Genomic DNA, 14,844 nt, shown 5'->3' with positions numbered 1-14,844 from the left:
CCCTTTTTATTAGGGCGCAGCTGGGTTTTTCAACCGACAGACGCGAGGCGAAGTCGCGCCGTTTTATCGTTCTCTTTGCAGGTATGTCGGCGCGGTGCTCGCCCATTTTTGCGGTTAATTGCCGCGATGATAAGGGTGATTGTTGTTGATACTCATGGCGCGGTACAGCTGCTCCATCAGCACCACGCGCACCAGTGGATGCGGTAATGTCAAGTCCGACAGTGACCACTTCATGTCTGCATTTGCGAGCACCTCAGGCGACACGCCATCTGCGCCGCCGATAACGAGTGCAATGTCATCACCTTGCTGCATGGCATCTGATAACTTGTCCGCGAGGCGCTCGGTGGAGAGCATTTTGCCTTTGACATCGAGCACCCACAGCTGTTCACGTACCGCGCTTTGGTGCGTTGCTAAGATGGCTTGCCCTTCTTGCTCGCGATACTGCGCCAGATTGGCATCAGAAGGATTTTTGGCGCGTTTGGCAGCGGGTAGCTCGACCAGTTCGGTACTCATCATCGGCTGGATGCGTTTGTAGTATTCATTGAATCCAGTTTGTACCCAGTTGGGCATTTTGGTACCGATGGTCAGTAGCCTTACTTTCATGACAAAAATCCTTTGAGCGCTGAAGAAAAAAGAGGCGGCTATTATCGCTTGCGCTGACCGATTTGTCGATTATCAAGGCACGCGTTACGTGTTGTCACGCATCGCGGAGACAATGGTTTGCGAAATCTGGTCATCACGCTCGCTATTGTGATTCTCAGGTGGGTTTTTAATCACCGTCAGCTTGGCATCTGATTCAAAAACAATCGCCTCGACCTCGATGATGTCATTGATGCCCGCGCTACGCATGGCGCACTCAAGCTCTTGACGGGTCAGGCGCTCTTGCCGCATGGCATCAGGCAAAAACTGTCCCTTGTAAAACACGATACGCGGGTCGGATAATATCACATCGCTAAACTGCGGCGAGATGGCTGCGTATTTGGTCACCATATATTGCAGCAGGTACAGCGTGATAATCGCAGCGCCACCCTCAACCAAGGGAATGTTTTTTAACAAAATGGTGCTGGCGCCCAAAGAGCCAATCATCACCGTCATAATCCAATCAAAGTTGTTCAGCTGTGAGGTCGAGCGCTTGCCTGATACCTTGGTCACCAGCACAATCATCACATAGACCAGCACTGTGGTGAGTACGATGCGCCCCAGTTTTTCTAAATCATCAAATATCAGCATGTCCATCAGGGTCTTATCCTTTATTCTATTATTATTGTGGCTGTCGCTAAGCAATGCGATGGGTGTCTACCACTATAAAGGACAAGGCATGGCGATGATACGCGCAAACCGATAGATTGGTGACAAATCGGTAACAGGACGATAGGGACGGCGAGCGCTTCACCAGTAGCGCGCGTTATTTTGGCGCAAGTAAGCGATTAAAACTGACCAAACCAATCCACGTCATCAGCGTACACAGTCCAATCATCATCATCAGCGCCTGCACCAATGCCCACGGACGCGCGGCAAAGGCTTCTTGCAGCACCTCGCGATTGGCGGCGTCAAAAATTAAGAACCACAATCCCAAAAAGTACAACGCGCTCAATAGCCAAACTGCCACCACCGCGCCTACGGTCAAGCGCAGCACTTCGGCACGTGTCAGCGCCCGCCGCTGCTGACGCACAAACTTGCGCACCGCGATATAGGCGGCGATGCCAATCGTGAGCAGCATCACCATATATAGGCTGATGGGCAGGTATTGCTGTAGCAGCATACATAGAGTGCTGACCAAAATATAGCCGATACTAAAAATGCCCACGTAATAGCGCAGGCTGGGCGCTTGCGTCATTGTTGTCGGGGTGGGCGTGTTGGGAGTAAGCATAAAAAACCTTTATTGCTGGGCTGTCCAGTCTAACAGCTGATCAAGAACCACGCGCGCCGCATAGGTGTTGAGCGCGTGCTCGGTGTTGATAATACCCACCACAGTATACGCTTGCCCAGACTGCCCTTGGACATAGCCTGCCATCGAGGTCACATTGTTCAGCGTGCCTGTCTTTATCCACGCGCGCCCAATGGCAGCAGAGTCGGGCAAGCGCTCGCCATGAGCGGCAATCGTACCACTGACCCCAGCAATACCTAATGAGTCCACATAAGCGGCAAACTGCGGATGATGATAAGCATACCCCAAAAGCTCGCTCAGATTGGCGGCGCTGACCGTACAGTCGCGGCACAGCCCCGAGCCGTCGGTCAAATGCGGCGGTGCGGTGGTCAAGTGCGTGTGCCACCAGCTGTGAATGTCACCAAGCATAATCGGGTAGGTGCTGACAGGGTCGTCCACGGCATACAGACTGCTGCCTGTGCTTTTTTGGGTATCGGGCAGGCTGTACGCACCGATAGACAGCGCCACTTGCTCCGCCATCACATTGTTCGAAAAGTGATTGATATCAAAAATCTGTGTGGCAAGCGGCTGTGACGGATAGCTGACCAGTGGCAGCACCGAGGGCGCAATATCGGCAAGCGTATGGCTACCGTGCGGGCGCTGGTGGGGCTGCTCTTGGGCGATGACCTTGCCTGTTAGGTCGTTGCCCAATGCCTGCCACTTATCGGCAATCACTCGCGCGGCAAAATCCTTAGCATCTGGATACGCCACATAAAAAATATGCTCGCCGCACTGCTCAGGCAGCTTGGCGTGTAGGCTGAGCTTGGTCGGCTGCCACTCAGGCTCTAAGCTATAGCGCGCCGAGCTGCACCACGCGTCGCGGGTCTCAATCGTCGATGGCAGCTGATAATCGGCAAGATAAGGCGCATACGTGAGCGCCGCTGTTTTATCTGTCTGTGGCCAGCTGTGAATCGCCATGCTGCTAAAGTTGACCAAAAACCCATCAGGACTGGCATTGTAAGGGCGCAGTGGCTCACGGTCAAAGGCGGCAGGGTCTTTGCTCACGGCATCAAAAACGCTGCTATCAACAACGATGTTGCCATTGATATGACGGATACCGCGCTGCTGCACTTGGTACAACAGCTGGGAGACGCGCTCGTGCGTCATCTTTGGGTCGCCGCTGCCTTGAATGATTAAATCGCCAATCAAGGTATCACCGACCTGTACCCCTGTGTGATACACCCGCGTGTGCCAGACAAAATCTGCGCCCAAGGTATCAAGGGCAATAAAGGTCGGCACCAGCTTCATGGTGCTGGCAGGGGTGCGCAAGGTATCGGCGTTGTGCAGCAGCAGTGCCGCTGGCGTGTCCAAGTCTAAAGCCATAGGCACGGCAGGCAGACGGCTGTCGCTCGGCAACTGCGGCAGAGGTGGAGCAATATCCTCTAAGCTCTGATAGGTATAAGGGTCATCGGTCTTTTTGTGTATGCGCTTTTCGTGCGCTTCGATAGCTGCCTTACGCACCACCCGTGTGGTACTGATACTGACGCCATCGGTCAAATCAGGCGTACTGCCCTTGAGGGTTGCCTCACTATTTTGATTTGCGCTATCGGTTGGCGCAGGCGTGTTTGCCGCGCTGCTGTCGTCGTTGGTAGCGGTCGTGTCGGCGAGCGGCTTATCCACCACCGTCACCACCTCAGGCAGTCTAGAAACGCTGTTATTGCCCACAGGCATGACCACGATACTGATGTCATCTGTGCGCAGCTGCGCCTTATTGAGCGCTTGGGTCAGCGACTCGGGCAATGCCGCCGCTGCTGTCTGACACACACACAAACTGACACCCAAAGGAACGGCAACACCCCATTTCCACAACAACCGCATAACACACTCACTAGATTCATCGCACAAGTCGCGGAGCAGATTAGCACATTAGGAGGATAAGAAAAGAGGTGATGCGTATCTAAAATCTAAATGGCTGAGAGGGTCTTAGTGATGTTGATGCGGGTGTGATGTCTGTTTTATGCGATAAAAACTTATGTTTGACTATAAACTTCAAAACCCTCACCCCCGAACCCGCTTTAAATGCAAAAACGCCATCGCCGTCATCAGCGCATCGTCAAAGGCGTTGTGCGTCTCGACATAGGGAATGTCAAAATGCGCCAAGATAGCCGATAGGTGCTGGTCGGGACTTAAAACGCCCTCGGTGCGATTGCCCGTACGCCGACTGTACAGCGCGCGGATGTCTATCACCTCGTTAGGCAGCGGCGTACCCATATAATTTTTTACTAAAGGATTTAAAAACGCCATGTCGAGCAGGGGACAAAAGCCCACGATAGGACGATTGCCAATGAACGGTAGCAGCAGTGCCAACATGGCGTCGTAGTCCATGCCCTGCGCCACATCGACCCCGCGCAGCCCGTGGATGACAATACTGTCCGAGGTGGGCGGCACAGGCGGCTTGCATATCAGGTGCAGTCCGTTGCCCGTATCGATATGATTGTGATTGATATGGATGGCGGCGATGGATAAGAGGTGATGGCGTTTGGGATTGAGCCCGCTCATCTCGCAGTCAATCGCCACCCATTCGCCAGCATACGGCGGCGCAAACAAGTACTCCAGCCCATCACGCGTCAGCTTGCGCCGTTGCCACTGCCGTTTTAGCTGATGTATCACAGACATGCCTCATCCCCCGCGCGTGGTTATATCACTTCCAGCTGATAGCGCTGGCGCAGCTCGGTTTTAAAGCGCTTGACCACCGCCAGACATTCTTTTAACACATCGCGCTCCAGTGCCGATAGCGTGTTTGGGTTGACCTCACGCGCGTGTCGGTCTTGGGTGGACAAGGCGACGGCAAGGCGCTGCGCCATAAAAAATTCGAGCACTTTACCCAACGTCTCAGCGCGCTCAGCGGTCAGCACGCCTTGTTGTACCAAGGCTTTTAAGCGGTCTTTGGTGCTGGGCGTGGCGACAATGTCATGCTCTAATGCCAGCGTGCGAATGCCATGCACCAGCGGAAAGATGCCTGCCTTTTTTAGGTCAATGTCTGAGGCATGGGTTTTGCCAAGCAGCGGCGCAAACCGTTGCCACCACTGATTGATCTCACCAAATTGCAATGCCGCGCGTGCAAACTGACGCACGAACATGGGGTCGGCTTGGCGATGCGCGTGTATCAGGTGCGCGCGCAGCTCAGTCAGCAAATGCTCTGCCCCGCAGACGTACTCGGCATCAAGGAGCGCTGACAGATAGATGCCACTCATTGCGTCCCGCCCTGCAAACCAAGCGCTGATTTGTTTTTTAAAATCACTTATCGACTGCCGCCATAAGGGGTTTTGCATCATGATGTTGCCATCGCACAGCGGATAGCCAAGGGTGCTTAGCGCTTGGTTAAAGCGCGCACAGTATTGCTCAATATTGGGGTAGGTGTAGCCGTCTTCTAGGATTAAGGCGTTGTCTTGGTCGGTGCGCATGATTTGCTCACCGCGCCCCTCAGAGCCCATGACAATCAAGCAACTGCGCCGAAACAGCGCGTCAGGCACGGTCAGTTGCCACAGCTTGGTAAATACGTGCGCGTTTAGCGTCTGCACCATACGGCTGATGATGGCGACCTTGACCCCTTGTTGCTGCTGCATACGGATATAGCGCCCGATGGCATCGACCGCCACACCCAGACTGTCAATATCGTGCGCTTGGGTAATCTGTACGCTGATGAGCTGTGAGTGATGGCTGATATGTGCCAGCAGCTGACTTTGCCCAAGGATACCAGTGACGTGCCCTTTGGCATCAATCACAGGCAGGCGGTGCACACGGTAGCGGGTCATCGCCAGCAGCGCATCGCCCACATCGTGCTCGGTGGTGAGGGTGCGCAAATCAAAGCTTGCGTACGCGCAGCAGGCAGTGGTGCGCATGTCGGCATGCTCGCTGACCGCGCGGCAGATGTCGGTGTCGGTGAGTATGCCAAGCTCGGAGGCGCTGTTGGTTTTGCTGTGTGATTGCGGCGGCTGAATCAGCACGTGCTTGAGTCCTGCCTCAATCATCACCTGCGCGCCTTCGGCAAGACTTGCAGTGGCGGGCAGCTGCTGTACGGGCAGTAGTGGGATGGCGGTGATGGGCTGGAGCAAGATGTGCTGAACCTCTTGCTGCCCTTTGTCTGATGCTTGGCTGCGAGGGCTGCGCCGCTGCTGCAAGGCATAGAGCCGCTCAGAGAGGTTGTCCGAGAGCATGGTACGCACCAGATGGTTTTGCGCCACCAAGCGGTCGATGGCGCTGCCCGTCACTTGCAATAGCAGCGTGTCTTCACTGGCGTGGTAGGTATACGCGGGCGCAGGCTGCGCATGCGTGTCCGATGACGGCTCAGGGCGTCGCCGCGCGTCAAACCAGTCGTGGGTATCGCCTGCTGATAAGTGATTGGCACCCAAATAGGTGCTGATAACGTCATCACCCAGCTGCTGCTGGATGCGCCCTTTTAGCACCAAAAAAAAGCTGTCGTAATCGCTATCGGGCAGGGTAGACGGCGCTGCCAAATAGCGCACTTGGGTGTGTTTTTTTAGGCTTTGCCGCTCTGCGATGCTGAGCACATCAAAGGGCGGCTGATGAAAATCAATATAAGGCATGGCATGGTCCTTTTCATCACTCACGCAGGATAACGGCAATCACCATCACCCTGCATACCAGCGCCATGCCAAGACAGCAAAGAAAGTGGCGGCGTTACACCGCGCTGTCTAACAGCTGGCGGATACGGGCGATGGCCTCTAGGTTCTCTTCCATACTCGCGACCAAGGCAAGACGCACATAGCCTGCGCCTGGGTTGTGACCGTCGACCTCGCGCGACAGATAACGCCCTGCTAAGGCATGGATATTCACATTTTCATACAAGGCTTTGACAAAGGTTCCGTCATCACCATCGAACTGTGCAGGCGCTTTGACCCACAGATAAAAACCCGCTTCAGGCATACGCAGCTCAAGCTGCTCACCAAGCTCGCTCATCCACAGCGCAAATTTTTGCTGGTATAAGCTGCGGTTGTGCGCAACATGCGTCTCATCTTCCCACGCCTTGATAGAGGCGAGCTGATGCGGAATGGGCATGGCGCAGCCTTGATAGGTGCGGTACTGCAAGTAAGCTTTTAACAAGTTGGCATCGCCTGCGATAAAACCTGAGCGTAGCCCGGGCAAGTTTGAGCGCTTAGAGAGTGAGTGGAACACCACGCAGTTTTTAAAGTCATCGCGACCCAAGGCGCTACACGCTTGCAACAGACCAATCGGCGCGTCATCAAAATACAGCTCGCTGTAGCACTCGTCACTGGCAATGATAAAGTCGTACTTGTCAGACAAACGCAGCAAATCTTCCCAGTCGCCCATGTCCATCACCGCGCCTGTGGGGTTGTTGGGGCTACAGACGAACACCATCTGTGCCGCCTGCCACACCGATTCATGCACAGCGTTATAGTCGCCCTTATAGCCATTGTCCGCCGTGCAAGGCACAAAGTGGCAATCGGCATTGGCAAGTATCGCCGCGCCTTCATAAATTTGGTAAAAAGGATTGGGCATCACCACCACAGGACGCTCTTCGGGGCGGCTGTCGACCGCCGCTTGTACAAAGCTAAAAATCGCCTCACGCGTGCCCATGACGGGTAAGACTTCGGTATTCGCATCAAGGTGCTGCAAGAAAAACCGTCTCTCAAGCCAGTGCGCGATGGCTTGGCGCAGCGCAAACGTTCCAGAGGTGGTCGGATAATGGCATAGTTTGTCCAAGTTTTCGCGTAATTCGTCCATAACAAAGGCAGGCGGCTCATGTTTTGGCTCACCAATCCCCAGTTTAATCTCAGTATAGTCAGCCGCTGGCGTGCTATTGGCCAGAAGGGCGCTCATTTTGGCAAATGGGTAAGGATGCAAATGGGTTAAGTTGTGATTCATAAGCAGGGTAACTATAATAGATGAATGATAAAATGGATGAATGACACGAAGTCATAACGAACTACGATAATTAGGCAGTGTAGCACTTCTCTTATTTTTTGTCTTTTTCTTCTCGCGCCTGAGTCTATCGCCTGCCTGTATTTTTTGTATTGCCCCCAATGATGTCGCCAAACAAGCCAACAAGGCTTGCGCGCCGTTAGGGATATGCGTCAATACAAGGCATGTCTACCCCCAAGCGCCCACGGACGACAACCACCATACCCAACTGCCAGCGTGACGCGATAAGTCAGCACCAAAATGATGGATAACTTATGTTTTTTGATGATACGCGTGCAGAGTTTTATCAGCAGCTAAAGCGTCGTGAGCGTTATTGGTGGCGCTCGCGTCAGCGCTTGATAAAGCTCAAAGAGCGTCATATGTTTTGGTTCGGGGAAAACAGCTTTATGATGTGGGTGCTGTGGCAACTGGTCGGCTATGTGCTGATTGCCATTGTGATGATGCTCATCAATCGCTGGATACAAGGGTCGGTGAATCTGTGGAGCTATGCGGTGGTGTTTGTGGTGCAGACGCTGTTGTTCTTGGCATTGCTGCTCTACAAGTCCCGCTTTGCCGCCACCATGCAAGACCGTATCGACAGCGCGGCGGTCGTGAGCGAAGAGGCACTGCAAGAGATGTATATTCTTGCCGCAGACAGCCTGTTTCCTGACATTCACGCGCATGCGCCCATCTCGTTACAAGGTATCTATGAGCGCTATCATGGCGAGCTGCATCTGATCAGCTTGCAGCAGCTGCTACAAAAAGAGGTCGAGGCAGGGCGATTGCTCCTTGCCCAGCAGCAGGCGGACATCTACGCGCTGCCGCTGGAGCTGGCAAACGACGACTTGGCGGCCAGTGCCAGCAAGATTGTCTACAAAAGCATTTTGTCGTAACCAGTAGCGCGACCATCACTTATGGCCCCGCTACTTGCGTTTTATTGTCCTTCTTTTGGCATGCTCAAGCAGTCTTTGAGCGCCGCTTTGAGCGTCACCAGCTTGTCCTCGGACAACGGCTTGTCTTCTTGGTCACTGATATAGAACATATCCTCCGCGCGCTCGCCAAGCGTGGTGATGCGGGCTGCGTGTACCTCGATGTTTTGACGCAAAAACACCTGTCCGACCCGCGCAAGTAACCCTGGTTGGTCAAGCGCTTGCAAGGTCATCACGTGCTGATTGGCTGCCTCATTAAACTGAAAGCTGATCTTGGTCGGCACATCAAAATGGCGCAGCTGGCGCGGCATTCGCTTGTTGGTCAGCTTGGGCGAATCGGGATTTTTAAACGCCTCAATCAGCCGCGCTTTTAGCTCTTCTTGACGGTCAACGTCCGCAAGCAAGGTGCCGCTACGGTCGAGCAGCACGTAAGAGTCGAGCGCAAAGTCGCGTGTGGCGGTGATGATGCGTGCGTCCAAAACGTCAAGGTTCATCTGGTCAAAGACCGCCATGGTCACCGCAAACAGGTTCGCTTGGTCTTGGGTGTATACAAAGACCTGTACCGCATCGAGCGCCAGTTCGCGATGCTCGCGCAATACCACAAGCGGCGGGCTGTCTGCGGTAGAGGCACGTCCAATGGGCGGATGGTTCAAAATCGCCTCGGTATGCCACAAAATATCTTCGGTAATCTCACGCAAAAAGTACTCATCGCCCAAGTCTTCCCACAGCGCCAGCACTTCTTCACGGTTCATGTGCTGATTGTCCACACTGTCAAGCATCTCAAGCGCCTGAGCGCGGGTGGCGCTAATCATATCTTGGCGGTTGGTCGGCGCGTCAATGTCTGCCCGCAAAATGCGGCGCGTTTGTGAATACAGCTGTTTCATTAAGGTGGCGCGCCAGCTGTTCCATAGCTGGGCATTGGTGGCGTTCATATCCGCCACTGTCAGCACGTACAGATGGTTTAGGTGCGTGACGTTGCCCACCAGATTGGCAAACTCAGTCACCACCTCAGGGTCTGAGATGTCTTTTTTCTGCGCGGTCATCGACATGAGCAAATGATAGCGCGTGAGCCAGCCGACCAAGTTGGCATCGGCAGTGCTCATACCATGCGCCACACAAAAGCTAATCGCCTCAGACTGCCCAAGCTCGCTGTGATTGCCGCCGCGTCCTTTGGCAATGTCATGGAACATCGCTGCGAGTACCAAAATCTCTTTACGCTCAATGCGCTGAAAAATCGCACTGACCAGCGGGAAGTTTTGGCGGTAGTTGTCATCTAAGAATCGGTGCAAAATACGAATCAAAAACAGCGTGTGCGCATCGACCGTGTAGCGGTGAAAGAGGTCGTACTGCATCAAGCCTGTGACCTGCGCAAAGGCGGGGATGTAGTTGCCGAGCACGCCATAACGGTTCATCGCGCGCAGGCGGTGAAACAGATAGTTTTGTTCTTTTAAATTGGCCAAAAACAGCGCTTGATGCTGCGGATTGTCGCGGTAGGCTTGGTCAATCCCGCGTGCGGCGATTTTTAGTGCGCGCAGGGTATGGGTGCGGATGTTTTTGAGTCCGTGCTGACCCATCAGCAAAAACATCTCAAGTATCGCATCAGGATGCTGCGCAAACACGCGGTGGTGCGCCATCGCAATCTGATTGCCAATCTGATTAAAATGTGCGGTTAAGCTTTGGGTTTTGGGACGCTCAGCATCGGGCAGTTGCGGCTCGATGATGGTCTCGTAATAGTGGTTAATCAGCATCTCAGAGAGCGTCGATATCTGCATCGCACAGCGATAATAATCGCGCATAAAGCGTTCAACCGCCGCATTCGGGTCATCGTCTGGCTGCGGCTCATAGCCCATACGCTGGGCAATCTCACGCTGATAATCAAAGAGCAGGCGGTTTTCGTTGCGTCCTGTCAGCTCATGCAAATAATGGCGAATCTGCCACAAATAGCCCTCAGCAAAGCTCAACTCATCGAATTCTTTTTCGGTCAAAAAGTCTTGCTGCACCAAATCATACAGCTTGCCCACGCGAAAATAGCGCTTGGTCACCCAGCCGATGATATGAATGTCGCGCAGCCCGCCAGGCGCGGTTTTGATGTTCGGCTCTAGATTGTACTCGGTGGCGTGGTGCTGCAAGTAGCGGACGCGTGCCTCTTCAATCTTGACGTCATAAAACGTGCGCTGCGACCACAGCTCGTTGACCAGTTCACACGGCACGTCTTGCAGTGTTTCATTGCCTGTGATGATGCGCGCTTCTAGCAAGGCGCTGGCGATGGTGTGGTCGTGCGCCGCTTCTAGGCAGTCATTGACACTGCGCACGGACAAGGCAGGCTCAAGCCCCACATCCCAGAGTATCGCCACCAGCTTGTCAATCTTTGCGCCCACCTCATCATCAATGACGTCAGGCGAGAGCAGCAAAATATCAATGTCAGAATACAACGACAGCTCGCCGCGACCATAGCCGCCTGTGGCAAACAACGCAAGCTCGGTTTTATCAAGCTCAAACCAATGAAACAGCGCGGTCAATAAGTCATCAATCGCACAGGCACGCGCCGCCACCAGCTGGCGAATATTGACCCCGCGCTCAAGCGCACGGCTGATGTCATCATTGATACAAGCCAGCCATTCAGGAATGCCCAAAAGTACCGTATCCTTTGCGTCCGCATTCTCATGGGCAGCCTTGCCAAGCGGCATCGGAAGCGGCGTGATATAAATCGAAGCAACATCACAAGTAAACATGCACAATATCCAGTCGTTAAAAATAAGGTATCAAAAACCCAGCAACAAACGCAGTCGGTAACCACCATTACCCGCCAAATAGGGCAACCAGCATAATGACAGTATAACGCGCAGTCGTCAAAGGCAAGGGTGTATCCTGATTTATATCACCAGCAACAAAAAGCGCGCCCGCACGCATAAAAAAAGACCGCAAGCGCAGTCTTTTTTATCAGGCAAAAGCGTCACGCAAGGTGATAAAACTACTGCGTCAAAAAGCTCAAGTCTTCTTCAGGACGGGTGGTGAATACCTCACAGCCATTGTCCGTCACGACCAACGTATGCTCCCACTGCGCCGACAGCTTGCGGTCTTTGGTAATCGCCGTCCAGCCATCACCTAAGATTTTGGTCTGCCATACGCCTTGGTTAATCATCGGCTCGATGGTAAAGGTCATGCCCGTCTTTAGCTCAAAGCCCGTGCCTTTTTTGCCGTAGTGCATCACTTGCGGCTCATGGTGGAACTCATCGCTGATACCGTGACCACAAAACTCACGCACGATGCTAAAGCGTTCAGGCTCCACGACTTCTTGAATCGCTGCGCCAATGTCACCAAGGCGCGCGCCGTCTTTAACGACTTTCATGCCTGCGTATAGCGCATCTTGCGCCACTTTGCAAATGCGCTCTGCCATGATGGAGCCATTGCCCACGACCCACATTTTTGAGGTGTCGCCGTAGTAGCCGTCTTTAATGACCGTCACATCAATATTGATGATGTCACCGTCTTTTAAAAGTTTGCTCTCAGAAGGAATACCATGGCAGACCACATGATTGACCGAGGTGCAAATCGACTTTGGAAAACCGTGGTAGTTGAGTGGCGCAGGAATCGCGCCTTGCTCATTGACGATATAGTCGTGTGCAATTTGGTTTAAGGCTTCGGTGCTGACGCCCACTTTGACGTGCTGATCAAGCATGACCAACACATCGCTGGCAAGTTTGCCCGCAATACGCATCTTTTCGATGGCTTCAGGCGATTGGATTAAAGATTTTTTTGTCATCATCGTTCTGTACTGTCGTTATGTAGAAATGTGCGCACATTATAACACACCTACGCTACAGGCGTTTTGCTTCTGCGTAAACTGCGCTATGATGACGGGCTGAGCACCAACATAAGTATTCTTTTTTAGTCAATATACGAGACGTTATGAAACGATATTCTGCCCATATTGGCTGCGTGGTCGGCGCGCTGATGACATTGAGTGTCAGCGGTTGCCAAAGCCTTGCCGCCAGTACGGGCTCAGCACCCACGCCGAAAAGCCCAGCGCTCAAGCCAATGCTCGAAACAATGGACGCAAGCGACCGTACAGGGCGCATCGCCTATATCGAGACTAGGCGCGATGCCGCAGGTACGCATACCACGCTGTATAGCATCCATCCTGATGGCAGTGATAAGCATAAATATGCCGAGGTAGACGGCAGTATCTATAGCCTTGCATGGTCAGACGATGGGCGCTATCTGACCTATAGCGCACAGCTAGGGCGCGGCTATCCTTCAATCTATCTGTATGACACGGTGACCGAGCGCACGCTGCCTATCATCACTCATGATGGAATGAATCTGTCTGGGCAGCTGTCTGCGGACAATGACACGCTGATGTATACCTCAAGCGATGAGGGAGAGGCGCGCGTTTATGAATACGATATGGCGACAGGCACGCGCCACCGCGCGATAAATACGGACTGGTCGGTGAGTCTACAGGCAAAATATCTGCCTGATGGTGACATTGTCTTTGTCAGTGATAAAGGCGTCAGTAACCAGCCGCACATATATCGCTATGACCGTGATGCACGTACAGTCGTCAAGATTGACACAGGCGGCTATGCGACCAGCCCCAGTATCAGCCGTGATGGACAGCGGATGAGCTATCTGGCGGGAGGTAGTGCGCGGGTCATGAACCTCAGCACAGGTACAAGGATCGCCGATTTTGGCGTCAATGGGCTGGATGAGACCGCAAAGCTGTCACCGAGCGCCCGTTATGTGGTCTATCCGATGCGAACGCCAAACGATGCGCCCAGCAGCGCACCCAGTGATGCACCTATCACGAGCCAGCTGTTTATTCGTCCGTTACAGGGTGAGGGCGCGTCTTTGAGCCTAGTGAGGAGTCAAGGCGTCTTGCGCGACCCTGTATGGGGCGTGATGCCAAGTGTGGCGGCAAAAAATAAGCCTGCGATAAAGGTCATTACCAAGACCAATCCATAAGTCAGACAAAATAAATACGCCCAAATGCTTTAGTAAAAGGGATGAATGAGGAATGATTATCTGAGCTAAAAACGTATTCCCCATTGTTTAGCTGAGGTGTTTATTAAAAAAACAAGCAAAGCCAAGTCACTCATAAAAATACAAAAATTGGGCACTAATGCTGTATTCTGCCGCCTGTCGTGTATATAATGCATAAAAAGGAACATAAGTTTACCTTATAGGCGTTGACAGTCGTAACGGTTTATAAGGCAAGCACGATAGGAGCAGGTGGCTGATGCAAGACGCGTTCGCAATATTTATCAACAAAATCAGTATGTACCCGACGGTGGTGTTTACGGGGCTGGTGATGTTTGTCACGTTATATTGGCTGGTGTCTTTGCTTGGCATGACCGATATGGACAACGTTGATGTGGGTGATGTCGGCGACGTTGGTGATACAGGCGGCGACACGGCGGACTTGGGCTCAGCAGGGTTTTTTACGGGCATTATGCTCAGATTTGGGCTGTATGGCGTACCGCTTATCATCATATTGACTTTGGTGAGCCTGATTGGCTGGGTGCTCAGCTACGTCTACACCAGTCTGTTAGATAAATCGATGGTCTCGGGCATCTTGTATTATCTCTTTGGCACAGGCGCGCTGCTACTCGTGCTCGTGGTGTCGATGTGGCTGACAGGGCTTATCATTGCGCCCATTCGCAAAAACATTGCCAATATCCCCAAACGCAACGCGGCAAGCAATATCGGCAAGACCGCTACTGTACGTACGCTCAGCGTCACCGCGACACATGGCGAAGCTGAGCTGCATGACGGCGGTGCAGGACTGATTCTAAAAATTCGCCCCTATGACGCGGCACATAGCAAAACCCTCAAAAAAGGCGACACTGTGCAGCTGGTCGCCTATTTAGACGACATCAACGCCTATCAAGTGCGCCCCGTCGGCGAGGGTGCTGAAAAGACACCTCATGACAATGGGGACTTAAACCTCAATAAAACGCATCAATAAGTCTCGGTTATACGATGGGCAATGCCCGTTGTATGCCGTTTTTTTGCTGCCTATTTTTTCTTTTATCGCTTACTCGCGTAATTTGCATGATAGATTTTAACCATAAGTTGAACGCAAAACCCGCATAACGCCAATGA

The 14,844-nt window shown here is 53.0% G+C and carries 12 protein-coding genes; 3 read left to right on the top strand and 9 right to left on the bottom strand.

Translation table 11 applies throughout. The features are described from left to right. Nucleotides 1-114: 114 nt before the first annotated feature. From rlmH to dapC, 7 genes are all read right to left on the bottom strand, one after another. The gene (gene rlmH, locus JMW05_RS04005; protein WP_201504099.1) at nt 115-603 is read right to left on the bottom strand and encodes a 23S rRNA (pseudouridine(1915)-N(3))-methyltransferase RlmH; all 489 of its coding nucleotides are present in this window, start codon (nt 601-603) and stop codon (nt 115-117) included. Nucleotides 604-687: 84 nt separating this feature from the next. Continuing rightward, nucleotides 688-1,236 (bottom strand): DUF421 domain-containing protein, encoded by a 549-nt coding sequence (locus JMW05_RS04000; RefSeq protein WP_201504098.1) that lies wholly within the window; start codon nt 1,234-1,236, stop codon nt 688-690. 169 nt (nt 1,237-1,405) lie between these two features. Continuing rightward, entirely contained in the window at nt 1,406-1,870 is a 465-nt protein-coding gene (locus JMW05_RS03995) for an ABZJ_00895 family protein (RefSeq protein ID WP_201504097.1), read from the bottom strand. Nucleotides 1,871-1,879: 9 nt separating this feature from the next. Then, complete coding sequence (dacB, locus tag JMW05_RS03990) at nt 1,880-3,745, bottom strand: D-alanyl-D-alanine carboxypeptidase/D-alanyl-D-alanine endopeptidase (protein ID WP_201504096.1); 1,866 nt, start codon at nt 3,743-3,745, stop codon at nt 1,880-1,882. Nucleotides 3,746-3,925: 180 nt separating this feature from the next. After that, on the bottom strand, nt 3,926-4,543 hold the full coding sequence (locus JMW05_RS03985) for a 3'-5' exonuclease (protein WP_201504095.1): 618 nt from the start codon (nt 4,541-4,543) through the stop codon (nt 3,926-3,928). Nucleotides 4,544-4,563: 20 nt separating this feature from the next. After that, nucleotides 4,564-6,474, bottom strand: a complete 1,911-nt coding sequence (locus JMW05_RS03980; RefSeq protein ID WP_201504094.1) for a DUF294 nucleotidyltransferase-like domain-containing protein — start codon at nt 6,472-6,474, stop codon at nt 4,564-4,566. 94 nt (nt 6,475-6,568) lie between these two features. Continuing rightward, a complete protein-coding gene (gene dapC / locus JMW05_RS03975; RefSeq protein ID WP_201504093.1) occupies nt 6,569-7,774 on the bottom strand; it encodes a succinyldiaminopimelate transaminase in 1,206 nt (401 codons plus the stop codon). A 311-nt stretch (nt 7,775-8,085) separates the two neighbouring features. On the opposite strand from dapC, the gene JMW05_RS03970 reads away from it, so the two are divergent. Continuing rightward, nucleotides 8,086-8,703, top strand: a complete 618-nt coding sequence (locus tag JMW05_RS03970) for a hypothetical protein (protein WP_201504092.1) — start codon at nt 8,086-8,088, stop codon at nt 8,701-8,703. A 41-nt stretch (nt 8,704-8,744) separates the two neighbouring features. Here JMW05_RS03970 and glnD read toward each other — a convergent pair whose 3' ends face one another. Together glnD and map are read right to left on the bottom strand one after the other, a co-directional pair. After that, on the bottom strand, nt 8,745-11,426 hold the full coding sequence (glnD, locus tag JMW05_RS03965; RefSeq protein ID WP_406947468.1) for a [protein-PII] uridylyltransferase: 2,682 nt from the start codon (nt 11,424-11,426) through the stop codon (nt 8,745-8,747). 284 nt (nt 11,427-11,710) lie between these two features. After that, entirely contained in the window at nt 11,711-12,502 is a 792-nt protein-coding gene (gene map, locus JMW05_RS03960; protein WP_406947467.1) for a type I methionyl aminopeptidase, read from the bottom strand. Between the two features lie 146 nt (nt 12,503-12,648). On the opposite strand from map, the gene JMW05_RS03955 reads away from it, so the two are divergent. After that, on the top strand, nt 12,649-13,704 hold the full coding sequence (locus tag JMW05_RS03955; RefSeq protein ID WP_201504089.1) for a TolB family protein: 1,056 nt from the start codon (nt 12,649-12,651) through the stop codon (nt 13,702-13,704). A gap of 274 nt (nt 13,705-13,978) precedes the next feature. Next, nucleotides 13,979-14,707, top strand: coding sequence for a hypothetical protein (locus JMW05_RS03950; protein WP_201504088.1), 729 nt, complete (start codon nt 13,979-13,981; stop codon nt 14,705-14,707). The last annotated feature ends 137 nt before the right edge of the window (nt 14,708-14,844 follow it).

It is taken from the genome of Psychrobacter aestuarii (genome assembly GCF_904846035.1).
GTDB lineage: Bacteria > Pseudomonadota > Gammaproteobacteria > Pseudomonadales > Moraxellaceae > Psychrobacter > Psychrobacter aestuarii.
Note: the sequence above shows the minus strand (reverse complement) of the source record. Positions and strands in the feature narration are given on the sequence as shown.